Genomic DNA, 24789 nt, shown 5'->3' with positions numbered 1-24789 from the left:
CTCAATTCTCCTTCACGGCGGAGTCGCCGGCGGCGTCGGCGGCGGATTGGGCGGCGGATTGGGCGGCGTCGAGGATCGCGGGCAGCGCGGCGGTGAACGCGCGGGCCTGCTCGGCGGTGAGGATCAGCGGCGGGGCGAGCCGCAGCGCGTCCGGCTGCAGCGCGTTGATCAGGAACCCGGCGTCGCGGGCGGCGGCCTCGACGGCCGGCGCGTGCGGGCCGGTGAGGGTGATCGCGCGCCACAGCCCGCGGCCCCGGACGCCCGCGAGCAGCGGGTGGTCGACGGCGTCGATGCCCGCGGCGAGCGCGTCGCCGACGGCGGCGGCGTTGCCGAGCAGCCCGTCGCGGTCGATGGTGTCGAGGACGGCGAGCGCGGCGGCGGCGCCGATCGGGTTGCCGCCGAAGGTGCTGCCGTGGTCGCCCTTGGCGAACAGGTCGCCGTGCGGGCCGAACGCGACGCAGGCGCCGATGGGCAGGCCGCCGCCGAGGCCCTTCGCGAGGGTGATGACGTCGGGCCGGGCGTTCTCGTGCTGGAAGGCGAACCAGGTGCCGGTCCGGCCGATCGCGGACTGGATCTCGTCGGCGACGAGCAGCGCGCCCGCGGCGTCGCAGATCTCGCGGGCCGCGGCGAAGTAGCCGTCCGGCGGGGGGACGACCCCGGCCTCGCCCTGGGCGGGTTCGAGGAACACCGCGGCGCAGTCGCCGTCGACGGCGGCCTTGAGGGCGTCGGCGTCCCCGTAGGGGACGAACCGGACGTCGCGGCCGAACGGTCCGAACGGCTCGCGGATCGCGGTCTTGCCGGTGAGGGAGAGCGCGCCCAGCGTCCGGCCGTGGAAGCCGTTCTCGGCCGCGACGAAGTAGGAGCGGCCGTTCTCCTTGCCGTACTTGATCGCGAGCTTGAGGGCGCACTCGTTGGCCTCGGTGCCGCTGTTGGCGAGGAAGACGCGGCCGGCCGGGCCGCCGTCGCCGCCCAGCAGGCCGCGCAGCCGCTCGGCGAGCAGCACCTCGGGCTCGTGCAGGAACAGGTTCGAGGTGTGCGCGATCGTGGCGGCCTGCGCGGTGACCGCCTCGACGAGCGCGGGGTGCGCGTGGCCGAGGGAGCTGACGGCGATGCCGGCGATGAGGTCGAGGTAGGCGCGCCCGTCGGCGTCCCAGACGGTGCAGCCCTCGCCGCGCGCGAGCGCGACCGGCGGGACGCCGTAGTTCGGCATGAACGCGGCCTCGAACCGCTTCCTCAGGCCGTCGCTGCCGGTCAGGCCGTCGTCGCCGGCAAGGTCGTCGCCGCTCACGCGTCCCCCTCCGTCGTCCGCTGCGCGCCCGCGGGGCTGGGCAGCACCATCGTCCCGATCCCTTCGTCGGTGAAGATCTCCAGCAGGAGCGAGTGCGACACCCGCCCGTCCAGCACGTGGGCCTGGGGGACGCCGCCGCGCACGGCGGTCAGGCACGCCTCCATCTTCGGCACCATGCCCGCCGACAGGCCGGGCAGCAGTTCGGCGAGCTCGTCGGTGGTGAGCCGGTCGATGACGTCGTCGCTGTCGGGCCAGTCCGCGTAGAGGCCCTCGACGTCGGTGAGGACGACGAGTTTGGCGGCGTCGAGCGCGACGGCGATCGCGGCGGCGGCGGTGTCGGCGTTGACGTTGTAGACCTCGCCGTCGTCGCCGCGCGCGATGCTGGAGATGACCGGGACGCGCCCGTCGTCGAGCATCGCGCGGACGGCTCCGACCTGCACCTCGACGATCTCGCCGACCTGGCCGATGTCGACGGGTTCGCCGTCGACGACGGCGCGCTTGCGCTCGGCGGTGAGCAGGTTGGCGTCCTCGCCGGACATGCCGAGCGCGAACGGGCCGTGCCGGTTGATCAGCCCGACGACGTCCCGCTGCACCTGGCCGGTGAGGACCATCCGGACGACCTCCATGGCCTCCGGGGTGGTGACGCGCAGGCCGGCGGTGAAGGACGACTCGATGCCGTTGCGGTCGAGGGCGGCGTTGATCTGCGGGCCGCCGCCGTGCACGATCACGGGCTTGAGGCCCGCGTAGCGCAGGAACACGATGTCCTCGGCGAAGGAGTGCCGCAGCGCCTCGTCGGTCATGGCGTGCCCGCCGTACTTGATCACGACGGTGCGTCCGTGGAACCGCTCGAGCCACGGCAGCGCCTTGATGAGCGTCTCGGCCTTCGCCATGACGCCGGCCCGGTTCTGGCGCATCTCGGCGCCCGAGGTGACGCCGCTCATGTCGAGTACGCCGAGTTCTCGTGGACGTAGTCGGCCGTGAGGTCGGTCGTCCAGACGGTGGCGCTGTGCGGGCCCGCGGCGAGGTCGACGGTGATCGTCACGTCCCGGGGGCGCAGGTCGACCTTGTCGCGGTCGTCGCCGAAGGAGCCGCCCCGGCACACCCACACGCCGTTGATCGCGACGTTGAGCTGGTCGGGTTCGAAGGCGGCGTCGGTGGTGCCGACGGCCGACAGGACCCGGCCCCAGTTGGGGTCCTCGCCGTGGATGGCGCACTTGAGCAGGTTGTTGCGGGCGATGGAGCGGCCGACGACGACCGCGTCGTCCTCGGTCGCGGCGCCGACGACCTCGATCGCGATGGCCTTGGAGGCGCCTTCGGCGTCCACGAGGAGCTGGCGGGTGAGGTCGGCGCAGACCTCGGTGAGCAGCGCGGTGAACTCGTCCTCGGCGGGGACGGTGCCGGCCGCGCCGGACGCCAGCAGCAGGACGGTGTCGTTGGTGGACATGCAGCCGTCGGCGTCGAGCCGGTCGAGGGTGGCGCCGGTGGCGGCGCGCAGCGCCCGGTCGAGGGTCTCGGCGGGCAGGTCGGCGTCGGTGGTGATCACGCAGAGCATGGTGGCGAGGGACGGGGCGAGCATGCCGGCGCCCTTGGCCATCGCGCCGATCATGTAGCCGCCGGCGCCCTGCCGGAAGGAGATCTTGGCGACGGTGTCGGTGGTGCGGATCGCGTCGGCCGCGGCGAGGCCGCCGTCGCCGCGGGACAGTTCGGCGGCGGCGGTGTCCACGCCGGGCAGCAGCGCGTCCATGGGGAGCCGCTCGCCGATGAGGCCGGTGGAGCAGACCGCGACCTCGCCGGCGGAGTCGCCGAGGGCCGCGGCGACCCGCTCGGCGGTGGCGTGGGTGTCCTGGAACCCGGCGGGGCCGGTGCAGGCGTTGGCGCCGCCGGAGTTCAGCACGACCGCGTGGACGCGGCCGCCTTTGAGGACCTGCTCGGACCACAGCACCGGCGCGGCCTTCACCCGGTTGCGGGTGAAGACGCCGGCGGCGGCGCGGGACGGCCCGTCGTTGACGACCAGGGCGAGGTCGCGGGTGCCGCTGTCCTTGAGTCCGGCGACGACGCCGGCGGCGCGGAAACCCTGGGGTGCGGTGACGCTCACGGGGACACTCCGATCGTGGTCAGCCCGAGTTCTTCCGGGAGGCCGAGGGCGAGGTTGGCGCTCTGCACGGCGCCTCCCGCGGTGCCCTTGGTGAGGTTGTCGATGGCGGCGACGGCGACGATGCGGCCCGCGTCCTCGTCGAGGGCGACCTGGACGAGCGCGGTGTTCGCGCCGAGGGTCATGGAGGTGGCGGGCCAGCGCCCCTCGGGGAGGAGCCCGGCGAACGGCTCCTCGGCGTAGGCGGTCGCGTAGGCGTCCCGCAGCGCCTCGGCGGTGAGGCCGGGACGGGCCTTGGCGGTGCAGGTGGCGAGGATGCCGCGGCTCATCGGCGCGAGCGTCGGCGTGAACGACACGGTCACGCGCTCACCGGCGGCCGCGCTGAGGTTCTGCACGATCTCGGGGGTGTGGCGGTGGGTGCCGCCGACCCCGTAGGGGCTCATCGACCCCATGACCTCGCTGCCCAGCAGGTGCGGCTTGAGGGACCGTCCCGCGCCGGACGTGCCGGACGCCGCGACCACGACGACGTCGGGTTCGGCGATGCCGGCGGTGAACGCCGGGAGCAGCGCGAGGGTGACGGCGGTCGGGTAGCAGCCGGGGACGGCGATGCGCCGGGCGGCGCGCAGCGCGTCGCGGGCGCCGGGGAGTTCGGGGAGGCCGTAGGGCCAGGTGCCGGAGTGCGGCGTCCCGTAGAACCGCTCCCAGGCGGCGGAGTCGGCGAGGCGGAAGTCGGCGCCGCAGTCGACGACGAGGACGTCGTCGCCGAGGCGTTCGGCGAGTTCGGCGGACTGCCCGTGCGGCAGCGCGAGGAAGACGACGTCGTGCCCGGCGAGGACGTCGGGTGTGGTCTCGGCCAGGACGCGCCCGGCCAGGGATCGCAGGTGGGGCTGGTGCGCGCCCAGTTCGGTGCCCGCGTTGGAGCCCGCCGTGAGTGCGCCGATCTCGAATTCGGCGTGTCCGTCGAGGATGCGCAGCAGCTCGCCGCCAGCGTAACCGCTGGCGCCGGCGACCGCCGTCCGGATTCCCATGTTCCACTCTGCCCTTCGGAAGCGACAAGCAAGAGTATGCATGGCAATGGATGAATATTCAAAGTCGGACCGCGGCGCGGTGCGGCGATGAGACCGACGCCACAGCGAAGTAGTTAGCTCTCTAATCATTTGACAACTGAATTTCAGCGGCCTCACAATCGAGCGCATGGACAGGGAGACTCTCGGCTTCGGCGACCTCGCCGACCTCGGCCCGCCCGAGGAGTGGCCCGTCGGCCGGCTGTTCGCCGCCGCCTCGAAACTGGCCGGCCCGGTCATGTGGCGGCTCGTCGAGAAGCACGGCGTCAGCCCCGCCGGGTTCTTCATGCTCCGGATCCTGGTGGGCGAGGACGGCCTGCGCCCCGGGGAGGTCGCCCGGCGGCTCATGCAGTCGGCCGCCACCGCCACGTCGGTCGCCGACACCCTGGAGCGCAACGGGCTGCTGGAGCGCCGCCGCGACGAACGCGACCGCCGCGCCGTCCGGCTGCACGTCACCGAGGCCGGCCGCGCGCTCGTCGCCGAGACCGGCCACGCCATGTCGCGGGACCTGTGGGCGCTGTACGACGTCCCCGACGACGCCGACGAGCCCGCCGTGCGGCGCTACCTGCTCACCCTGCTCGAACGCTTCACCGACTTCTCCGAAGGAGACCGCTGTTGACCGCGCCATCCGACAACGAACGGTCCTCCGGCGGCGAACCGCCGCCGGGCGGCGGCGCGGCCGTCCGCGCCGTCGACCTGCGCAAGACCTACCCCACCTCCGGGCCGCGGCCCGAGGTGCCCGCCGTCCGCGGCATCGACCTGGACGTCCCGCGCGGCGAGTTCTTCGGCCTGCTCGGGCCGAACGGCGCGGGCAAGTCCACGACCATCGGCATGCTCACCACGCTCGTCGTCCCGACCGGCGGCAGCGCGTCGGTGTGCGGCCTGGACGTCGTGAAGGACGCCGTCGAGATCAAGCGGCGCATCGGCGTGGTGTCGCAGAACAACACCCTCGACAGCGACCTGACCGCCGCCGAGAACCTCGAGTTCCGCGGCCGGTTCTTCGGGCTGAGCGCCAAGGACGCCCGCCGCCGCGCGGACGAGCTGATCGAGCTGTTCGGGCTCGGCGAGCACCGCAAGGGCAACCCGTTCGAGATGTCGGGCGGGCAGGCCAAGCGCGTGATGATCTGCCGCGCGCTGATGCACGGGCCCGAGGTGCTGTTCCTGGACGAGCCGACCGCCGGGCTGGACCCGCAGACCCGCACGAACCTGTGGGACGTGCTGCGCGGCCTGCAGCAGGGCGGGCAGACGATCGTCCTCACCACCCACTACATGGAGGAGGCCGAGGCGCTCTGCGACCGGGTCGCGGTCGTCGACCACGGCAAGGTCCTCGCGAGCGGCACGGTCGACGAGCTCAAGGGCAGCGCGGGCGCCGACACGGTCATCACCGTCGCCTACGACGACGCGGCCCCCCGCGACATCGAGGCGCTGGGCGACCGCGACGGGATCACCAAGGTCGAGGTCAACGGCGGGCAGGTGCGGGTGTTCGCCGCCGAACCGGACGGCGTCCTCGGCGAGCTCGTCGCGCTCGGCGCGAAGGCCGGCGTCGGCGTCACCGACGCCAGCCAGCTGCGCCCCAGCCTGGAGACCGTCTTCCTCACCCTGACCGGAAGGGAGTACAGGGAATGAGCAGCGCCCCGGTGCTGACGCCGCCGCCCCCGGCGCGGGCGACGGTCCCGCGCACGTTCGCCGCGATGATGGCGCGCGAGGTGCGGGTGATGCGCAAGAACCTGCTGTCGACGTTCATCCGGGTGCTGATGCAGCCCGTCATGTTCGTCTTCGTGTTCGCCTACGTGCTGCCGAAGCTCGGCGGCGGTGCCATGGCCGGCGCGGGGGACGCCACGTTCTCCACCATCCTGGTGCCGGGCCTGGTCGGCTCGTCCATCATCATGCAGGCGATGATGGCGGTGACCTTCCCGCTGATGATGGAGCTGAACTGGCAGAAGTCGATCACCGACCGGGCGCTGGCGCCGGTCACGATCCCGCTGCTGGCGATCCAGAAGATCCTCGCGGCGGCGCTGCAGGGGCTCATCGGCGGGCTGCTGGTGTTCCCCGCGGTGCTGTTCATCCACGCCGAGGGCGAGGCGCCGCAGGTGAACGTGGACAACTGGCCCGTCCTGGTCCTGGTCATGGTCGCCGGGTCGCTGCTGGCCGCGTCCGGCGGGCTGCTGCTCGGCACGCTCATGAACCCGCAGAAGGTCCAGATGATGTTCTCGCTGATCCTGCTGCCGATGACCATGCTCGGCTGCGTCTACTACCCGTGGTCGGCGCTGGAGAGCATCCCGTGGCTGCAGTACCTCAGCCTGCTCAACCCGCTCGTGTACGTCAGCGAGGGCCTGCGCAGCACGCTGACGCCCGACATCCCGCACATGCCCGCGTGGGCGTTCCTGCTCGCGATCGTCGGCGGGACGGTCGTCCTGACGTGGGCCGCGACCCGCACGTTCACCAAGCGCGTGCTGACGTAGCGCTTGCCGACGTGGCCCGTGCCGAGGTGGCGCGTGCCGACGCAGGCGCCGGAGCGCAGGCGGGGCCCGGGGGTTTTGCCATCCCCCGGGCCCCTGTGGTTACCGCCCAATTCGCACGCCGGTCTGTGAAAGGACGCGGATCAGTCTCATCAGACCCTTGCGCGTTACCTTTACGCCATCGCCCCACGAGCGGAGCGAGCCGGAATCGAACCGGCATCTCAAGGGACTCGTCCACGTCCGCGCGATCCGGCGATCGGCGGTGAATGCTGAGTCTGGAGCGAGAATCTGAGTTTGACGGGCGGCTGCCTCTACCGGTTGGGCCACCCCGGCGCGAGTGCCGGGGGCGGGACTCGAACCCGCATTTCGCTCGCCGTGTCAGCTTCGGCTTCAGCTTCAGCTTGCGCTCCTCGCGCACCTCCCGCGCGTCGGCGGGAGGATCCTTTTCAGTTGTCGGTCGGCTTCGGCGCGGTCAGCCGAAGAGGTAGCCGAACACCGCCTCGCCGACCCGCCGGTCCGTCACCTCGGTGCCGTTCGCCTCCTCGCGCGCGAACTTGACGGCGTCCTGCAGCCGCTCGATCCGGCCGAGCAGCTCGTTGACCCGCTTGGCCGGGAGCGCCCCGGAGAACTTCACCGTCGTCCAGTGGCCGATCGTGACGTCCTCGTAGTACACCTCGACCTGCGCCGGGTGCTTGTCGGTCGCCTCCGCCTTGACGTGGTTGCGCGGGACCTTCTTGGTCTTCACGGTGCGGACCGGCTCGGTCCGCCACACGTCGGTGGACGGGTCGGACACCCACGTCTCGGCGGCGTCCAGCACCGGCAGCCTCCGGACGAAGCCGTGCAGCTCCTTCAGCTGCTTCTCCAGGAAGAGCAGGTAGGACACCGGCACGTCCCGCAGGATCGTCGTGCCGTCCACCGTCACGTCGGCGCGGGCGTCGCAGTTCGCCCAGTCCTTGGTGGCGGTGACGTCGAACAGGCGCGTCAGCGACCCGGTCACGTCGCGCAGGACGTCGTCGACCTTGACCTGCACCCGGGTGGACTCCGCGGGGAACTGCTCCCCCTCCTCGTCCTTGGGCTGGTAGGTCCGCGAGATACCGGACAGCAGCGGGGCCTTCTGGACCGCCTGCTGCGCGGCCGCCAGATCCTGGACGGACTTGCTCTTCACGCCCTTCTCGACCGCGATGATCTGGTTCAGCTTCGTCGGCATCTCGTTCGCTCCCCCTTTTTCGGACAGAAGGACCGTAGCAGCAGCTTGATCGTGTCATCACCGTATTTTCCGGATCACTCCGGTTCCACCTCCGTCAGGCCGGTCGCGCGGTCCATCCGCAGCCAGCGGGTGAGGCCCAGCGTGCGCAGGAACGGCAGGTCGTGGCTGACCACGACGAGCGCGCCCCGGTACGCGGCGAGCGCCTGGGCGAGCTGGCGGGCGCTGGCCATGTCGAGGTTGTTCGTCGGCTCGTCCAGCAGCAGGAGCCGCGGGGCGGGCTCGGCGAGCAGCAGCGACGCCAGCACCGCGCGGAAGCGCTCGCCGCCCGACAGCGTCCCCGCGGGCCGCTCGGCCCGCGCGCCGCGGAACAGGAACCGCGCCAGCCCCGAGCGGATCTCCGTGACGGACGCCGACGGGGCGTGCGCCCGGACGTTGTCGACCACGCTGAGGGCGTCGTCCAGGACGTCCAGGCGCTGCGGCAGGTACCGCACGCCGTCGACGCCGATCTTGACGGTCGTCCCGTCCGGGGCCGACTCGCCGACCAGCGCGCGCAGCAGGGTCGTCTTGCCGGAGCCGTTCGGGCCGACGAGGCCGATCCGTTCCGGGCCCCGGACGATCAGCTCGGTGAGCGTCGCGGGCTCCGGCTCGGGCGCGGACAGCCCGGTGACGGTCACGACGGTGCGCCCCGCCGGGACGCGCGTCGCGGGCAGCTCGACGCGGATCTCGTCGTCCTCGCGGACGGCGCTCTCCGCCTCGTCCAGCCGGGTTCTGGCGTCGGCGAGCCGCTCCTCGTGCATGATGCGGTGCTTGCCGGCCGCGACCTGCGCCTGCCGCTTGCGCTCCCCCATCACGATCTTCGGTTCGCGCTTGTTCTCGTACATCTTGTCGCCGTACCGCTTGCGCCGGGCGAGCTTGACATGGGCCTCCTCCAGCTCGCGCTTCTGCCGGCGCAGGTCGGTCTCGGCGGCGCGGACGGCGCGTTCGGCCGCCTCCTTCTCGACGGCGAGCAGCTCCTCGTAGGCGGACAGGTTGCCGCCGAACGAGCGGACGCCGCCGTCGCGCAGGTCGGCGATGTCGTCGACCAGGTCCAGCAGCTCCCGGTCGTGGCTGACGACGACCAGCACGCCCTTCCAGGCCGCGACCGCGTCGTAGAGGCGGCGGCGCGCGTCCAGGTCGAGGTTGTTGGTCGGCTCGTCCAGCAGCAGGACGTCGGGACGGGCGAGCAGCAGCGCGGCGAGCCCGACCATCATGGCCTCACCGCCCGACAGCGTCGGGATGGGCCGGTCGAGGCCGAGGTCCTCGAGGCCGAGCCGGTCCAGCTCGGCGCGGGCCCGCTCCTCGACGTCCCAGCCGTCGTCGCCGACGGCCGCGAAGTTCGCCTCGGTGGCCTCGCCCCGCTCGATGGCGTGCAGCGCGGCGCGCGTCCCGCTGATGCCGAGCAGATCGGAGACCGTGGCGGAGCCGTCGAGGACGAGGGTCTGCGGCAGGTAGCCGACCTCCCCCTCGACGGTGACGCTGCCCGAGCCCGGCCGCAGTTCCCCGGCGACGAGCTTCAGCAGGGTGGACTTCCCCGCCCCGTTGACGCCGATCAGGCCGGTGCGCCCGGCGCCGAACGCGGCGTCGAGGCCGTCCAGGACGGTCGTCCCGTCGGGCCAGGCGAAGGACAGGTCGGTGCAGACGATGGCGTGAGACAAGAGGCGCTCCTCCGGAGGTGTCGTTCGGTGTGCCGGACACGTGGAGACACCGCGGAGAACGCGCATCGCGCCTGCGGGCATGGGAAAAGCCCGGGACGAGGGTCCGCTGAGATCGCATGCGCGTGCCGACGGCCCGATGACGGGCGCGGCTGGTCGCGCGGTGCCTGCGACCTCAGATCCTCAATGGACTCCCCAACCGGGCGGCGATGTGACGCGGTCAGATTACCCGAGCGCTTATCGCAACACAAGTAGCATTAAGAAGGTTTCCGGCGGCGGCCGATGAAAACGGCCCGGACCCGCGGGGCGGGTCCGGGCCGTTTCCTCAGCCGCGCTTCGGCGGCGCGCGATCGTCAGGCGCCGCGCAGGACGGCGCCGGTGCGGTCGGCCGCGGCGGCGACCGCCGCGTCCCGCGCGCCCGACGCCTCCTCGGCGGTCAGCGTGCGGTCGGCGGCGCGGAACCGCAGGGAGTAGGCCAGCGACTTGCGGCCCTCCCCGACCTGCTCGCCGGTGTAGACGTCGAACAGCCGGACCGTCTCCAGCAGCTCCCCGGCGCCGTCGCGCAGCGCCGCCTCCACGTCCGCCGCGGGGACGGCGTCGTCCACGACCAGGGCGACGTCCTGCACCGCGACCGGGTAGGTCGACACGTGCGGCGCACGGACCTGGACCGGCTCGCCGAGGCGGCGCAGCTCCAGCTCCATCGCGCAGCTGCGCGGCGGCAGCCCGTACGCCTTGGTGACGCGCGGGTGCAGCTCGCCGGCGTGCCCCACGAGCACGTCGCCGACGTACAGCGCGGCGCAGCGGCCCGGGTGCCACGGGGCGTGCCGGTCGGCCGCGGCGGTCAGCTCTACGCCGACCTCGCGGGCGACGGTGCGGGCGGCCTCGATCGCGTCCGCCCACAGCGCCGGACGGCCCTCGCCCCACCAGCCGGACGCCTCGCGCTCGCCGGACAGCACGACCGCGACCCGGTGCGGCTGGTCGGGCAGCGCCGCCTCCACGGACGCGACCTCCTCGGCCGTCGGCCCCCGGTCCACCGCGAGGCGCGGCGCGGTCTTCGGCGCGTCCGGGTCGGGCCGGAACACCACGCCCAGCTCGTACAGGGCCGCGTCGCCGAAGCCGCGCCCGGCGTTCTGCGCGAGCGTCCGCAGCAGGCCCGGCAGCAGCGTCGTGCGCAGCAGCGGCTCCTGCTCCGACATCGGGTTGGCGAGCCGCAGCGCGCGGCGGCGGGCGTCGTCGGCCGGCAGGTGCAGGTCGTCCCAGTCCTTCTCGGCGACGAACGGGAAGTTCAGCACCTCCACGTACCCGGCGCCGGCGAGGGCGCGGCCGACGCGGCGGCGCAGCCGCTGCCCGGCGGTGAGGCCCTTCCCGGCGGCCGGGCGCGGCGCCCGCACCGGGATGTTCTGGTACCCCTCCAGCCGGATGACCTCTTCGGCCAGGTCGTTCGGGTCGACGAGGTCGGGACGCCACGACGGCGGCGTCACCGCGAGCTCGTCCCCCGCGCCCTCGACGGTGCAGCCGACCTGCTCCAGCCGCCGCACGACGGCGTCGCGCCCGTACGGCACGCCCGCGACGCGCCCGGGGTGCCCGGCGGGCATCGCGACGGTCGTCCGCTCGACGGGCGCCTCGGCGTGCGTCACCCCGGGAAGGACCTCGGCGCCGCCCAGTTCGGCGAGCATCCGCGCCGCCCGGTAGGACGCGTACAGCGGCAGCTCGCGGTCGACGCCGCGCTCGAAGCGGTGCGACGCCTCGCTGTGCAGCCGGTGCCGGCGGCACATCCGGGCGGTGCCGATCGGGTCGAAGTGCGCGGCCTCGATCACCATGTCGGACGACCGGTCGTCGATCTCGGTGGCCAGGCCGCCCATCGCGCCCGCCATCGAGATCGGCCCCGACTCGTCGGTGATGAGGACGTCCTCGGGGTCCAGCGTCCGCTTGACGTGGTCGAGGGTCTCCAGCACCTCGCCGGACGCGGCGCGCCGCACCACGATCGGGCCGGTGAGCTTGGCCCGGTCGAAGGCGTGCAGCGGCTGCCCGAGCTCCAGCATCACGTAGTTGGTGACGTCGACGGCGAGCGACACCGGCCGCATCCCGGCGCGGTGCAGCCGGACCCGCATCCACATCGGCGTCCGCGCGTCCGGGTCGAAGCCGCGGACCTCGCGCAGGACGAACCGGTCGCAGGCGGTCGGGTCGGCGATGCTCGCCGGGTGCGCCTCGCCGGACGCCGCCGGGAGCTCGATCTCCGCGGGGTCGGTGAACGGGACGCCGTAGGCGGTCGCGGCCTCGCGGGCGATGCCGCGGATCGACAGCGCGTAGCCGCGGTCGGGCGTGACGGCGATGTCGAGGACGTCGTCGCGGAGCCCGAGCAGCTCGATCGCGTCCGCGCCGACCGGCGCGTCCGGCGGCAGCACCAGGATGCCGCCGTGGTCGTCGCCGATGCCGAGCTCGCTGACCGAGCAGATCATGCCCTCGGACATCTTGCCGTAGGTCTTGCGCGCGCCGATCGCGAACCCGCCCGGCAGCACGCCGCCGGGCAGGATCGCCACGATGCGGTCGCCGACGGCGAAGTTCGTCGCCCCGCACACGATGTTCTGCGGCTCGCCGGTGCCGTTGGCGTCGCCCACGTCCACCCGGCAGTACCGGATCGGCTTCTTGAACCCGGTCAGCTCCTCGATCGCCAGGACCTCGCCGACGACCAGCGGCCCGGTGATGTCGGCGCCGGCCCGCTCGACCGTCTCGACCTCCAGACCGGCCGCGATCAGCTTCTCGGCCAGGTCGCGGCCGGTCACGTCCGCCGGCAGCGCGACGTGCTCGCGCACCCAGGAAAGCGGGGCCCGCATCAGATCTCCATCCCGAACGGGAGGGTGAACCGGACGTCGCCCTCCACCATGTCGTACATGTCCTCCACGCCGTGCCGGAACATCAGCGTCCGCTCGACGCCCAGCCCGAACGCCCAGCCGCTGTAGCGGTCCGGGTCGACGCCGCAGGCCGTGAGCACCCGCGGGTTGACCATGCCGCAGCCGCCGAGCTCGATCCAGCCCTCCGAACCGCAGGTGCGGCACGGGTCGCCGCCGGGCTCGGCGGACGCGCCCCGGCACACGAAGCACTGCATGTCCACCTCGGCGGACGGCTCGGTGAACGGGAAGTACGACGGCCGGAACCGCGTCGCCAGGCCCGCGCCGAACATCCCGGCGACGAACGCCTCGATGCCGCCGCGCAGGTCCGCCATCGTCAGCCCCTCGTCGACGGCGAGGCCCTCCAGCTGGTGGAAGACGGGGCTGTGCGTGGCGTCCAGCTCGTCGGTGCGGAACGTACGCCCCGGCGCCACCACGTACACCGGCAGGTCCCGCGACAGCAGCGACCGGATCTGCACCGGGGAGGTGTGCGTGCGCAGGACCAGCCCGGTCTCCTCCGACTCGACGAAGAAGGTGTCCTGCATCGTGCGGGCCGGGTGGTCGGGCTTGAAGTTCAGGGCGTCGAAGTTGAACCACTCCGCCTCGACCTCGGGCCCCTCGGCGACCTCGAAGCCCATGGAGACGAAGACGTCCGCCATCCGCTCCTGCAGGGTGGTCAGCGGGTGCCGGGCGCCGCGCGGCGCGCGGTTCCACGGCAGGGTGACGTCGACGGTCTCCTCGACCAGGACGCGCTGGTCGCGTTCGTCCTCGAGTTCGGCCTGGCGCTTCTTGAGCGCCTGCCCGACGGCGCCGCGGGCGGCGCCGATGCGCTTGCCCGCGTCGGCGCGGGCCGCGGGCGGCAGCGCGCCGATCTCGCGGTTGGCGAGGGCCAGCGGCGAGCGGTCGCCGGCGTGCGCCAGGCGGGCCTGCTTGAGGGCGTCGAGGTCGGCGGCCGCGGCGATGGCGGCGAGGGCCTCGTCGCGGGCCCGCTCCACCTCCTGCGGCTGGAGCGCGGAGACCTCGACGGGGTCATAGGACTTATTGGGTGCAGACATGGCTGTGTGATCGACTCCGGTCGGCGTGGGACGCCCGCAGTCTAGTGCGCGGGCGGCGGATGTCCGGTCAGCGTGCGCGTGCCGCGCGGCCCGCCGGAGCCCCGGGTCGCCGCGCGCCCGGTTCCGAACGGTTCCGGACGCCGTCAGACGGCGTAGTCGGGAGCCCCTGCGGGCACGGTAAATCGGAACTCGGCGCCGCCGCCGGGCGCGCGCCGCACGGTGATCACGCCGCCGTGCGCCTCGACGAGGCCCTTCACGATGTAGAGACCGAGCCCGGTACCGCCGCGGCGGTTGCCGCCGGGGCCGCGCCAGAACTGCCGGAAGACGCGCTGGACGGCCTCGGGCGGAATGCCCTCGCCCTCGTCCCGCACCGACACGGCGGCCCCCTCCTTGTGCGCGTCCGGCTGCACCACGATTGTGACGGTTCCGGCGCCGTGCCGCACCGCGTTTTCCACGAGGTTTCCCAGAATCTGGTCGACCTTGTCGGGGTCGAGCCACATCTCGGGGAGCTCGCCGCGGACCTCGAAGCGGAACCGGTCCTCGGGCTCCCCGGCCGCGACCCGTCCGGCGATGACCTTGCGGACCTCCTCGGCGAGGTCGACGACCTGGCGGCGCATCTCCAGCCGGCCCGCCTCGATGCGGGAGACGTCGAGCAGCTCGGTGATGAGCCGCGTCACGCGGTCGGCGTCGGCGTTGACGGTCTCCAGCATGACGCGCTTCTGGTCGTCGTTGAACCGGTGCCACTTGGCCAGCAGCGTCGCGGTGAAACCCTTCACGCTGGTCAGCGGCGACCGCAGCTCGTGCGCGACGGTCGACACCAGGTCGGCGCGGTCGCGCTCGCGCCGCGCGCGCTGCTGCGCGTCGCGCAGGCACACGGTGAATCGTTCCACCCGCCCCTCGGCGTCCCGCCGGTAAGAGGCCGTGACCAGCAGTTCCGCGCCGCCGGGGCGGAACAGGGTCTGCTCGGGGTGCCGGGTGCGGGTGGACAGCCCCTCGTACGGGTCGAGGCACTTCCACCAGTCGCGGCCCTCGGCGTCGTGCAGCGGCAGGACGTCGCGGAAGTCGCGGCCGATCGCGTCCGCCGCGGCGATCCCCGTCATGCGCCGGGCGGCGGCGTTGAAGGTGACGATCCGCGCCTCGCGGTCGGCGACCAGCAGCCCGTCGGGCAGGTCGTCGGCCGGGTCCCGCTCGAAGCCGGGCGCGGGCGCGCGCGCGGCCACGCGCGGGTATTCCTCTCCGCCCAAAGCGGCCTCCAGAACACCGAGGGGGACGCGGCCTGTCGGATACGACTCTATCGGCAGTCCCGCACCCCCGGGGACCCGGGAAAGACCGTGAGGCAAGGCTTTTGTGGCCTTCCCGGAGGCCGCCGCCGCGCGGGCCGGCCCCCCGGCGACCCTCCGGACGTACCCCCGTCCGTGATCAGACGCACGCCTCGTCGGGGTCGTTGTGCAGCGTGAAGAGGCGGTGCAGGCCGGTGATGCGGAGCAGGCGGATCTGAGCCGGGCGCACCCGGGCGAGGACGATGCGGCCGCCGTCGGCGGAGATCTCGTTGTGCGCGGCCACGAGCGCGCCGAGGCCGGTGGCGTCGCAGAACACGACGCCCGCGAAGTCGACGACGAGGCGGCGCGAGCCCGCGGCGTGCAGGGCGACGAGGCGGGCGCGCAGCGTGTCGGCGGTGTGCAGGTCGATCTCGCCCGCGACCGCGACGACCGCGGTGTCGCCGTGCACGCGGGCGACGTCGATCTCCAGGCCGGGCGGCGCCGGCGGGGCGCCCGCGTCGCGGGGCGGCGCGAGGACGGCGGTGCCGGTGCATCTGATCTCCGGCCCCGGCCTGCCCGCCCGTCCGGCCGCGTTCTTGGTCATCACGTTCGCCCCCAGTCCGCACGGCGTCGTCGCCGCCTGGTCAACACAGTAGGCATCCGGTGGAACGCTCGTACTCCCTCGCCGGTCCGACTTCTCGTCCTCCTCAGGGACGAGGCCCGGCACGGGACGGGCCCCCGCCACGCGTCCACGGAAGCAACCATTGTCCCAGGCGGAGCGGCGTTCCGTGGCCGGTTCGGCGACCTCATGCGGCCAACCGGCCACGGAACGCAACCGCCGGTCAGCCTCCGCGCTGCGCGCGCGCGGACGCGTAGAGGCACACGGCCGCGGCCGTGGCCAGGTTGAGGCTCTCGGCGCGTCCGTAGATCGGGACGCGCACGACCTCGTCGACGTGCTGGAGGATCTCGTCGGGCAGCCCCCACGCCTCGTTGCCGAACACCCAGGCGGTGGGCCGCGCGAGGACGCCGTCGTCGATCGCGGCGTCGAGGGTGCGGTCCCCGGCGCCGTCCGCCGCCAGGACCGTGAGACCGGCGTTCTTGAACTCGCCGATCAGGTCCTCGAAGCGGGGCCCGACGACGACCGGCAGGTGGAACAGGCTGCCCGCGGAGGCGCGCACGCACTTGCCGTTGTAGGGGTCGACGGAGGCGTCGGTGAAGACGACGGAGTCCGACCCGGCCGCATCGGCGGTGCGCAGGACGGTGCCGGCGTTGCCCGGGTCGCGGACGTGCGCGAGCACGGTGACGAGCCGGGGCCCGGTCTCCAGCGCGCGGGCCAGGGGGACGTCGATGAACCCGCAGACGGCGAGCAGCCCCTGGGGGGTGACCGTCTGGGCGAGTTCGGCCATGACCTCGCCGCTCACCCGCAGCACCGGGACTCCGGCGCGTTCGGCGGCGAGGACGAGTTCGTGGTGCCGGGTCTCGGCCTCGGCGGTGGTGTAGAGCTCGGCGAGTCCGCCCGGGATCTGCAGCGCCTCCCGCACCGCCTGCGGCCCCTCGGCGAGGAACCGGCGCTCGCGGCGGCGGAACGCGCGCTTGGCGAGCCGCCGAGCGGACTTCACCCGTGGTGATCGCAGGGAGGTCAGCTCGCGGCCCGCCATATCGCTGTGTTCGCCTTGTCGCCGGCGGCCCGGCTCAGGCGGCCTTCCCTTCGGCGGGGAGGGCGTCCTTGGCCACCTGGACGAGCGCGGCGAACGCGGCGGCGTCGTTGACGGCCAGCTCGGCCAGCATGCGCCGGTCGACCTCGATCTCCGCGGCCTTCAGGCCCTGGATGAACCGGTTGTAGGTGATCCCGTTGGCGCGGGCGGCGGCGTTGATGCGCTGGATCCACAGCCGGCGGAACTGGCCCTTGCGGTCCTTGCGGTCCCGGAAGGCGTAGGTCATCGAGTGGAGCTGCTGCTCCTTGGCCTTGCGGTACAGGCGCGACCGCTGGCCGCGGTAGCCGCTCGACCGCTCAAGGACGACCCGACGCTTCTTGGCGGCGTTGACCGCCCGCTTCACGCGTGCCACGTGCTGAACTCCTTCGTGGGGGCCGGGGCCCGTCTGGACCCGGCCGGTCGCTGATGTTGCCGGTCGAGTGCTACTTGCGCAGCAGCTTCTTGATGTTCTTGGCGTCGGCGTCGGCCACGACCGCCGGGCCGTCGAGGCGGCGGGTCCGCTTGGACGGCTTGTGCTCGAGCAGGTGGTTCTTGTTGGCGCGGCGGCGCATCACCTTGCCGGAGCCGGTCAGCTTGAACCGCTTCTTGGCACCGCTGTGGGTCTTCGTCTTCGGCATGGTCGCCGTCGTCTCCCTCGTTCCGGCCTCCGTGCGGCGGCACGGAGGCGTGCCTGATCGGCGCACCGCACGGCGGCGCGGGCGTGGTCCGCGCCCGCGTTCCGTGTGACGCGCCTGGTCAGGCGTCAATGTACGTGCGTGACGGCCCCGCGCGAACGCGAGGCCATGGTTCGGGCCCGCCGTGGAGGCAGGCCCGGGCCGGTTCTTCTCGGAGGAGACGCCCCCCGGACTCCCCGGCGGCGGCCCGGCCGGAACCGGGCCGTGCGCCGCGTTCAGGCGTGGCGCCCGGTCGCCGTCAGGCGGTGCCGGACTCTTCCTGCCCGCGCGCGGTCTTCTTCTTGTGCGGACCGATCACCATGATCATATTCCGACCGTCCTGCTTGGGCCGCGACTCGACGAAGCCGAGCTCCTCGACGTCGTCGGCCAGCCGCTGCAGGAGGCGGCGCCCCAGCTCCGGGCGGGACTGCTCACGACCACGGAACATGATCGTGACCTTCACCTTGTCCCCGGCCTTCAGGAACCGCACCACGTGACCCTTCTTGGTCTCGTAGTCGTGCGGGTCGATCTTCGGGCGGAGCTTGATCTCCTTGATGACCGTGTGCGCCTGGTTCTTCCGCGCCTCACGGGCCTTCATCGCGGACTCGTACTTGAACTTGCCGTAGTCCATGAGCTTCGCGACGGGCGGACGCGCGGTGGGCGCCACCTCGACGAGGTCGAGGTCCGACTCGCGCGCGAGTTCAAGGGCCTTGGCGATGGGCACGATGCCCACCTGTTCGCCGTTCGGGCCGACGAGCCGGACCTCGGGCACGCGAATGCGGTCGTTGATACGCGGTTCGGCGCTGATGGGACCTCCTTGGGGCCGTTCTCAAGTTCTGGGACCGGTCGTACCCCGAGGCTTCCCATGAGAAAAGCCCCGCACGACTCGCATACGGGGCCACCTTCGGTCTCCCCGGAACGGACGACCGTCCGGGGACGACGGCGGAGCGGACGCTGCGCGCCCGTTCGCCGGACCGTTACCCACCGGCCCTTTCGGCCGGTCAGGTGGGAGATGGCCTCCGCTTGAGCGCCCGGCGCACGCAACCTGGACGGGTCGCGGGCACAGGGCCGGTCGGCCTCCAAGACTACCACCGTCGGAGGCGTCCGTGAGCACGACCGGCGATCCGGCCGCCGCGTTCGCCGCGCCGACGGCGGAGCGGCGGACGGGCCGGGCGTCGAGTGGGTACGCCGATCACCGGCGTCATCACCGTCAACCGCCGTGGGGCCGCCCGCATTCCCGCGGGGCGCCCCGCCGCGCCGGTTGCCGGCTCCGGACGGTCAGCCGCGGCGGGCCAGCTCGGCCTCGCCGGCGGCGCGCATCGCCTCCACCGGGACGTCGTCGCGGCCCGTCATCAGCGCGACCTGCCGGACGGCCTGGTGCAGCAGCATCGGGAACCCGCCGACGACCGTGCCGCCCGCCCGTTCGACGGCCGCCGCGAGCGCGGTCGGCCACGGCGCGTAGACGACGTCGAACAGGGCCGCGCCGGACGCGGCGACCGGTGCGGCGAACGCGTCCGCGGCGCGGCCGGGCAGCGTCGACACCACCAGCTGCGCCGGGAGGTGGTCGCGGACCCGGTCGAGCGGCACGACCTTGACCGCCAGCCCGAACCGCTCCCCCACCGCGGCCGTTCCGGCGGCGCGCTCCGGGGCGCGGACGGCGAGGACGGCCTCGGCGGTGCCGAGCCGCGCCAGCGCGGCGAGCGCGGACGCGGCGGTGGCGCCGCCGCCCAGCACGAGCGCGGACGCGGGCGCGGCGATGCCCGCCTCGGCGAGCGCCGCGACGATGCCGTGGACGTCGGTGTTGTCGGCGTGGCGGCGCCCGTCCCGCAGGACGAGCGTGTTGGCGCCGCCGACCCCGGCCGCGAGGTCGCTCACCGAGTCGGCGAGGTCGAGCGCGACGCGCTTGAGCGGCATCGTCAGCGACAGCCCGGCCCACTCGGGCCCGAGCCCGCCGAGGAAGCCGGCCAGCTCCGCCTCGCCGCACTCCACCGCCTCGTACGTCCACGAGCCGTCCAGTCCCATCGCCGCGTACGCCGCCCGGTGCAGCACCGGGGACAGCGAGTGCGCGATCGGCGATCCGAGCACGGCCGCGCGGCGGCCGGGGCGACCGGAGTCGCTCACATCTCCTCCTTCACGACGACCGGGCCGCCCGGCGGTCCCGCCGGGCGGCCCTGTGCCGAGCGGGTCGGGTCAGTTGCCGGGGTTCCGGCTCTGCCACTCCTCGAACTCCCGCTCGTTCGCCTGGTGCTCCTGCCACGTCTCGGCGAACTTGGTGACCTTGTTGGTGGGGTCGGTGGCGACGAAGTAGAGCCACTCCCCCTCCTCCGGGTTCAGCGCCGCATCGATCGCCGCCTCGCCCGGGTTCGAGATCGGCCCCGGCGTCAGCCCCGCGTGCTGGTACGTGTTGTACGGCGAGTCGATCTTCGTGTCCGCCACGCTCACCGCCAGCCGCCGCTCCTTGAGCGCGTAGAGGAGGGTCGTGTCGAACTGCAGCTTCATGCCGATCTTGATCCGGTTGTAGATCACCCGGGAGATCTTGGGCAGGTCGGACGGCTTGCCGCCCTCGGCCTGCACCAGGCTCGCCAGCGTGACGACCTTCGCCGGCTCCAGGTCGGCCTCCTCGGCCTTGGCCTCCAGCCCGCTGGACTCCGCGTACTGGACGAACCGCGCCACCATCTGCTTGAGGATGTCCTCCGCCGAGCCGTTCGGGTCGAGGTTGTAGCGGCCGGGGAAGAGGTAGCCCTCGACCTTCCCGCCGGCGTACTCGGGCAGCCCGAGGTTCTCGGTGTTCTTCCCCGCGGCCTCGAACTCCTCCATGGGGATGCCCGTCTTCTTCGAGAGCAGCTCGTACGTCTCGTAGGCGCGGCGTCCCTCGGGGATGGTGATCTGGTTGCCCGACCGGGCCTTGGGGTCCAGCAGCAGCGCCATGGCCGCCTTCGACGACATCTTCCGCCGCATCTGGTAGAAGCCGGGCTGGATGCTGGACGAGCGCGTCTCGGCGTTCCACACCTTCAGGAACGCGCGGGCGCTCTGGACGACCCCGTGCTCCTCCAGCGCGGCCGCGATCACCGTGCCGCTGGCGCCCTCGGTCACCTGGACCGTGACACTCCCGCTGCCCGCGCCGTCGTAGTCCGGCGGGTTGAGCCGGTTGTCGAGCACGGCGACTCCGAGGACACCGGCGGTGCCGAAGACCGCCACCAGGAACGCGAGCGCGAAGAACACCGCCGCGCGGCCGTTGCGGCGGCGCCGTTTCTGCCCCTTGCGCTGGCGCCGCTGGTCGCGGCGTCCGGCGGGACGGCCCTGCCGGCCGTCCTGCGGTTCTGAGAAAAGGTCCAAATCGTTCATGAGCTTCCCCGGACGATCTCGCCTGGGGGACGCCCAGTCAACCGTTCCGCGTCAAGTGCCGCCTGGAGCAGCACCGCCGCCGCCGCCTGGTCGACGACCTTGCGGCGGGCCTTCCCGCGCACGCCCCCCGCGCGCAGGCCGCTCTCCGCCGTCACGGTCGTGAGGCGTTCGTCGTACAGCCGCACCGCGCCGTCGGGCAGCCGCCCCGCGAGGCGGCGCGCGAACGCGCGCGCCGCCTCCGCCGCCGGGCCCTCCCGGCCCGCCAGCGTGGTGGGCAGCCCGACGACGACCTCGACGGCCTCGTGCTCTCCGGCGAGCTCCACGACCCGGTCGACGTCCCCCTTCCCGCTTTTCACGGTCTCCAGCGGGGAGGCGAGGACGCCGCGGGGATCGCAACGCGCCACGCCCACGCGGACGCTGCCGACGTCGACGGCGAGGCGCACCCCCGGCCTCACCGCCCGGCTCCCGTCCGGTTCCGGATCCGCCGATCCGGGTCCCCCGGAAGCCCTTTACCCCCGACTGCGGGGATCACGCGGCCCCTACGGCGCGTTCGACCGCGGTGATCGCGGCGTCCACGGCGGACGGGTCGGCGCCGCCGCCCTGCGCGAGGTCGTCCTTGCCGCCTCCGCCGCCGCCGAGCGCCTTGGCGGCGAGCCCGACGAGCGCGCCGGCCTTCAGGCCGCGCTCGCGGGCGCCCTCGGTGACCGCGACGACCACGACGGGACGGTCCTTGGGCACGCCCGCGATCATGACGACGGCCGGGCGGGCGGCGAGCCGGCCCCGCACGTCCACGGCGAGCTTGCGCAGGTCGTCGGCGCCGGTGCCGTCGGGGGCGCGGTGCGCGGCGAACGCGGTCCCGCCGAGGTCGCGGGCGCCCTCGGCGAGGGACCCGGCGATCTGCAGCACCTGGGCGGCGCGCAGCCGCTCGAGCTCCTTCTCGGCGTCCCGCAGCCGGGTCACGATGCCGGCGACGCGCTCCGGCAGCTCCTCCTTGCGGGTCTTGAGCTGCTCGGCGAGCTGCGCGACGAGGACGTTCTCGCGGGCGAGGAAGCGGAACGCGTCGATGCCGACGAGGGCCTCGACGCGCCGGACGCCGGCGCCGATCGACGACTCGCCGAGCACCTTGACCAGGCCGAGCTGGCCGGAGCGGGCGACGTGGGTGCCGCCGCACAGCTCGCGGGAGTAGTCGCCGATCTCGACGACGCGCACCTCGTCGCCGTACTTCTCGCCGAACAGGGCGAGGGCGCCCATGGCGCGGGCCTCATCGATCGAGGTGTGGAAGGCGCGGACGTCGTGGTCGCCGACCAGGACCTCGTTGACCTCGTCCTCGACGTCGCGCAGCACGCTCTCCGGGACGGCGCCGGTCGCGGTGAAGTCGAACCGGAAGCGGCCGGGCGAGTTCTCCGACCCGGCCTGCGCGGCGGACTCGCCGAGCGCGCGGCGGAACCCGGCGTGGACCATGTGGGTCGCGCTGTGCGAGCGGGAGATCGCGCGGCGCCGCTCGACGTCGATCTCGGCGAACGCGGAGTCGCCGGCCTGCGCCTCGCCGCTGCGGACGCGGCCGCGGTGCACGATCAGTCCCGGCAGCGGCGACTGCACGTCGGTGATGTCGATGACGGCGCCGCTGCCGAGCCGGATCACGCCGTGGTCGGCGAGCTGGCCGCCGCCCTCGGCGTAGAAGGGGGTGCGGTCGAGGACGACCTCGACGTCGGTGCCCTCGCCGGCCGCCTGCGCGCCGGCCCCGTTGATCAGCAGGCCGACGAGGCGGGCCTCGCCGACGATGTCGGTGTAGCCGGTGAAGTCGACCTGCCCGCCCGCGCCGGTCAGCAGCGAGTCGAGCACGGACACGTCGAGGTTGCCGGTCTTCTTGTCGCGGGCGTCCTTCTTGGCGCGGTCCCGCTGCTCCTGCATGAGCCGGCGGAAGCCGTCCTCGTCGACTCGGAGCCCCTGCTCGGCGGCCATCTCCAGGGTGAGGTCGATGGGGAAGCCGTAGGTGTCGTGCAGCTTGAACGCCTGGTCGCCGGCCAGTGCGGCGCCGCCGGACTTCTTGGTCTCGGCGACCGCGGTGTCGAAGATGGCGGTGCCGGTGCGCAGCGTCTGGAGGAACGAGTCCTCCTCGGCGTCGATGACCGCGTGGATGTTCGCGGCGGTGCGGACGAGCTCGGGGTACTGCTCGCCCATCGCGGCGACCGCGACGGCGGTCAGCTCGTGCATCAGCCCGGCGTCCTCGCCGCCGAGGAGCCGGAGGTTGCGGATGGAGCGGCGCAGGATGCGGCGCAGCACGTAGCCGCGGCCCTCGTTGCCGGGGCGGATGCCGTCGGCGACCATCATCGTGCCGCTGCGGACGTGGTCGGCGATGACGCGCAGCGACACGTCCGCGCGGTGGTCGCGGCCGTAGCGCGCGCCGGTCAGCCCGGCGGCGCGGTCGAGGACGCGCCACAGGGTGTCGGTCTCGTAGATGTTGTCGACGCCCTGCAGGATCGCCGCCATGCGCTCCAGGCCCATGCCGGTGTCGATGTTCTTGGCGGGCAGGTCGCCGAGGATCGGGAAGTCGGTCTTGCTCTCCCCGGGGCCGCGCTCGAACTGCATGAAGACGAGGTTCCACACCTCGAGGTAGCGGTCCTCGTCGGCGACGGGGCCGCCCTCGCGGCCGTACTCGGGGCCGCGGTCGTAGTAGATCTCCGAGCAGGGGCCGCAGGGGCCCGGCACGCCCATCGACCAGAAGTTGTCCTCCATGCCGCGCCGCTGGATGCGGTCGAGGGGGACGCCGACCTTGTCGTGCCAGATGTCGCGGGCTTCGTCGTCGTTCTCGAAGACGGTCACCCACAGCTTCTCTTCGGGGAACCCGAACCCGCCGTCCTCGCGCGGGCGCGTCAGCAGCTCCCAGGCGAACGGGATCGCCTGCTCCTTGAAGTAGTCCCCGATGGAGAAGTTGCCCAGCATCTGGAAGAAGGTGGCGTGCCGGGTGGTCCTGCCGACCTCTTCGATGTCGGGGGTCCGCACGCACTTCTGGGCGCTGGTCATCCGCTGCGAGGGCGGCGTCCGCTGGCCGAGGAAGTACGGCTTGAACGGGACCATGCCGGCGTTGACCAGCAGCAGCGTGGGGTCCTCGGCGATCAGGCTGGCCGACGGCACCACCGTGTGCCCGCGCTCTTCGAAGAACTTGAGGAAGCGGCGTGCGACCTCTGCCGACTCCATATCAGTGGCCATCCTTGTCGTCATCGATGATCGTGTACCGCCCGCGCAGCACCCGGGCGGGCCGGGCGTCGTCCTGCTCGGGCGGGGCCTGGTCCATGCGGACGGCCTCGCGCAGTTCGTCCTCGCGGGCCCGCATCTCGGTGCGGACGTCCGCGGCGAACAGCTTCAGCCGCTCGCCTGCGCCCTGCCCGCCGGCGACCGCGCGCGCCGCGACGCTCTCGGGGGTCAGCGAGCGCGCGAACCGCTCGACGCGCCGCTTGACGCGGTGCGTGGCGTAGACGCCGGCGCCCGCGCCGACCGAGAGCCAGAACAGCCGCTTCACCTGCGTCCCCTTCCGCTCTTGCGGGCCCCGCGGCCCGACTCCAGCCGCGGCCGCCCCGAGTCGGCGGGCCGTCCCTCGCCCTCCCGGTTGCCGATGGCCTTGCGGACCCCGTAGGAGAACGCGGCGGCCTTCACCAGCGGACCGCCGACCACCGACGTCATGACGGTGGTGACGGCGGAGACGTTCTGGGTGACGGAGGCGGCCTGCTTGGTGATCACGTCGGTGCGGGCGAGCTGCTCGTCGGCCCGCCTGACCGTGCGCGTCATGTCGTCCAGCAGCGGTCCCGCCTGCTCGCCCAGGTCGCGGACGACCTTGCCGGCCTCGTCGAGGAGCCGGGCGAGCTTCAGCAGCGTGAGCGCGACGAACGCGACGAGCACCGCCCAGAACACGGCCACGATGAGGCCGGCAACCTGTCCACCAGTGAGCATCAGGGCTTTCCGTTCGCTGTGTGTTCGGCCCGGGGCCGGGCTTGCGGCCGGACCGCGCCGGCCGGCATGCCGACCGACCCTACCGGGCCGTCCGGTCCGGCCCCCCGCGGCGCGGACCCCGCGCC

General features: G+C 73.3%; 23 protein-coding genes and 1 pseudogene. 3 read left to right on the top strand and 21 right to left on the bottom strand.

Translation table 11 applies throughout. The features are described 5' to 3' along the window. Window position 1 precedes the first annotated feature (1 nt). The 4 genes from H505_RS44245 to argC are packed head-to-tail and all read right to left on the bottom strand — an operon-like array spanning window position 2 to window position 4408. The gene (locus H505_RS44245; RefSeq protein WP_425248268.1) at window positions 2-1288 is read right to left on the bottom strand and encodes an acetylornithine transaminase; all 1287 of its coding nucleotides are present in this window, start codon (window positions 1286-1288) and stop codon (window positions 2-4) included. Next, a complete protein-coding gene (argB, locus tag H505_RS0125210) occupies window positions 1285-2202 on the bottom strand; it encodes an acetylglutamate kinase (RefSeq protein WP_026404201.1) in 918 nt (305 codons plus the stop codon). The genes H505_RS44245 and argB overlap by 4 nt, the downstream gene beginning before the upstream one ends. Before the next feature lie 23 nt (window positions 2203-2225). Further along, window positions 2226-3383, bottom strand: a complete 1158-nt coding sequence (gene argJ, locus H505_RS0125205) for a bifunctional glutamate N-acetyltransferase/amino-acid acetyltransferase ArgJ (RefSeq protein ID WP_026404200.1) — start codon at window positions 3381-3383, stop codon at window positions 2226-2228. After that, the gene (gene argC / locus H505_RS0125200) at window positions 3380-4408 is read right to left on the bottom strand and encodes an N-acetyl-gamma-glutamyl-phosphate reductase (RefSeq protein ID WP_026404199.1); all 1029 of its coding nucleotides are present in this window, start codon (window positions 4406-4408) and stop codon (window positions 3380-3382) included. Before argC ends, argJ begins: the two co-directional genes overlap by 4 nt. Before the next feature lie 166 nt (window positions 4409-4574). Between argC and H505_RS0125195 the strand changes: the two genes are divergently transcribed. Genes H505_RS0125195 through H505_RS0125185 form a run of 3 tightly spaced genes read left to right on the top strand, consistent with a single transcriptional unit; the run spans window position 4575 to window position 6906 of the window. Continuing rightward, entirely contained in the window at window positions 4575-5063 is a 489-nt protein-coding gene (locus tag H505_RS0125195) for a MarR family winged helix-turn-helix transcriptional regulator (RefSeq protein ID WP_026404198.1), read from the top strand. After that, window positions 5060-6070, top strand: coding sequence for an ABC transporter ATP-binding protein (locus tag H505_RS0125190; RefSeq protein ID WP_026404197.1), 1011 nt, complete (start codon window positions 5060-5062; stop codon window positions 6068-6070). Before H505_RS0125195 ends, H505_RS0125190 begins: the two co-directional genes overlap by 4 nt. Continuing rightward, window positions 6067-6906 carry an ABC transporter permease gene (locus H505_RS0125185; protein ID WP_034519697.1) on the top strand — a complete coding sequence of 280 codons (840 nt, stop codon included), beginning with the start codon at window positions 6067-6069 and terminating at the stop codon, window positions 6904-6906. Before H505_RS0125190 ends, H505_RS0125185 begins: the two co-directional genes overlap by 4 nt. A gap of 469 nt (window positions 6907-7375) precedes the next feature. Here H505_RS0125185 and H505_RS0125180 read toward each other — a convergent pair whose 3' ends face one another. The 17 genes and pseudogenes from H505_RS0125180 to H505_RS0125105 form a co-directional block, all read right to left on the bottom strand. Continuing rightward, window positions 7376-8110: a DUF7873 family protein gene (locus H505_RS0125180; RefSeq protein ID WP_026404195.1), complete on the bottom strand. Its 735-nt coding sequence runs from the start codon at window positions 8108-8110 to the stop codon at window positions 7376-7378. Window positions 8111-8184: 74 nt separating this feature from the next. Next, window positions 8185-8907, bottom strand: coding sequence for an ATP-binding cassette domain-containing protein (locus H505_RS52775; protein ID WP_425248269.1), 723 nt, complete (start codon window positions 8905-8907; stop codon window positions 8185-8187). 300 nt (window positions 8908-9207) lie between these two features. Next, a pseudogene (locus H505_RS52770) lies at window positions 9208-9870 on the bottom strand (ATP-binding cassette domain-containing protein); the annotation flags it as partial. A gap of 284 nt (window positions 9871-10154) precedes the next feature. Further along, a complete protein-coding gene (pheT, locus tag H505_RS0125170; protein ID WP_026404193.1) occupies window positions 10155-12635 on the bottom strand; it encodes a phenylalanine--tRNA ligase subunit beta in 2481 nt (826 codons plus the stop codon). Continuing rightward, the gene (gene pheS, locus H505_RS0125165; RefSeq protein WP_026404192.1) at window positions 12635-13744 is read right to left on the bottom strand and encodes a phenylalanine--tRNA ligase subunit alpha; all 1110 of its coding nucleotides are present in this window, start codon (window positions 13742-13744) and stop codon (window positions 12635-12637) included. Before pheS ends, pheT begins: the two co-directional genes overlap by 1 nt. 143 nt (window positions 13745-13887) lie before the next feature. Next, entirely contained in the window at window positions 13888-14964 is a 1077-nt protein-coding gene (locus H505_RS0125160) for a sensor histidine kinase (RefSeq protein ID WP_051301130.1), read from the bottom strand. A 199-nt stretch (window positions 14965-15163) separates the two neighbouring features. Next, window positions 15164-15607, bottom strand: coding sequence for an STAS domain-containing protein (locus H505_RS0125155; protein ID WP_051301129.1), 444 nt, complete (start codon window positions 15605-15607; stop codon window positions 15164-15166). Between the two features lie 238 nt (window positions 15608-15845). Then, window positions 15846-16661 (bottom strand): TrmH family RNA methyltransferase, encoded by an 816-nt coding sequence (locus H505_RS0125150; protein WP_026404189.1) that lies wholly within the window; start codon window positions 16659-16661, stop codon window positions 15846-15848. Between the two features lie 34 nt (window positions 16662-16695). Further along, the gene (rplT, locus tag H505_RS0125145) at window positions 16696-17070 is read right to left on the bottom strand and encodes a 50S ribosomal protein L20 (RefSeq protein ID WP_026404188.1); all 375 of its coding nucleotides are present in this window, start codon (window positions 17068-17070) and stop codon (window positions 16696-16698) included. A gap of 70 nt (window positions 17071-17140) precedes the next feature. Further along, window positions 17141-17335, bottom strand: coding sequence for a 50S ribosomal protein L35 (rpmI, locus tag H505_RS0125140; RefSeq protein ID WP_026404187.1), 195 nt, complete (start codon window positions 17333-17335; stop codon window positions 17141-17143). Window positions 17336-17630: 295 nt separating this feature from the next. Further along, window positions 17631-18161, bottom strand: coding sequence for a translation initiation factor IF-3 (gene infC, locus H505_RS44240; RefSeq protein WP_281173488.1), 531 nt, complete (start codon window positions 18159-18161; stop codon window positions 17631-17633). A 488-nt stretch (window positions 18162-18649) separates the two neighbouring features. Then, window positions 18650-19492 (bottom strand): shikimate dehydrogenase, encoded by an 843-nt coding sequence (locus H505_RS0125130; protein WP_026404186.1) that lies wholly within the window; start codon window positions 19490-19492, stop codon window positions 18650-18652. Window positions 19493-19561: 69 nt separating this feature from the next. Further along, entirely contained in the window at window positions 19562-20716 is a 1155-nt protein-coding gene (gene mltG, locus H505_RS0125125) for an endolytic transglycosylase MltG (RefSeq protein ID WP_026404185.1), read from the bottom strand. Continuing rightward, entirely contained in the window at window positions 20713-21171 is a 459-nt protein-coding gene (gene ruvX, locus H505_RS0125120) for a Holliday junction resolvase RuvX (protein ID WP_026404184.1), read from the bottom strand. Before ruvX ends, mltG begins: the two co-directional genes overlap by 4 nt. A gap of 73 nt (window positions 21172-21244) precedes the next feature. Continuing rightward, window positions 21245-23914 carry an alanine--tRNA ligase gene (alaS, locus tag H505_RS0125115; protein ID WP_026404183.1) on the bottom strand — a complete coding sequence of 890 codons (2670 nt, stop codon included), beginning with the start codon at window positions 23912-23914 and terminating at the stop codon, window positions 21245-21247. Between the two features lies 1 nt (window position 23915). Further along, complete coding sequence (locus H505_RS0125110; RefSeq protein WP_026404182.1) at window positions 23916-24236, bottom strand: hypothetical protein; 321 nt, start codon at window positions 24234-24236, stop codon at window positions 23916-23918. Beyond that, window positions 24233-24664, bottom strand: coding sequence for a DUF948 domain-containing protein (locus H505_RS0125105; RefSeq protein ID WP_026404181.1), 432 nt, complete (start codon window positions 24662-24664; stop codon window positions 24233-24235). Before H505_RS0125105 ends, H505_RS0125110 begins: the two co-directional genes overlap by 4 nt. Window positions 24665-24789 lie beyond the last annotated feature (125 nt).

The sequence above is a fragment of the Actinomadura rifamycini DSM 43936 genome (assembly GCF_000425065.1).
Taxonomy (GTDB): domain Bacteria; phylum Actinomycetota; class Actinomycetes; order Streptosporangiales; family Streptosporangiaceae; genus Spirillospora; species Spirillospora rifamycini.
This window is presented reverse-complemented; position numbering and strand designations above follow the sequence as displayed.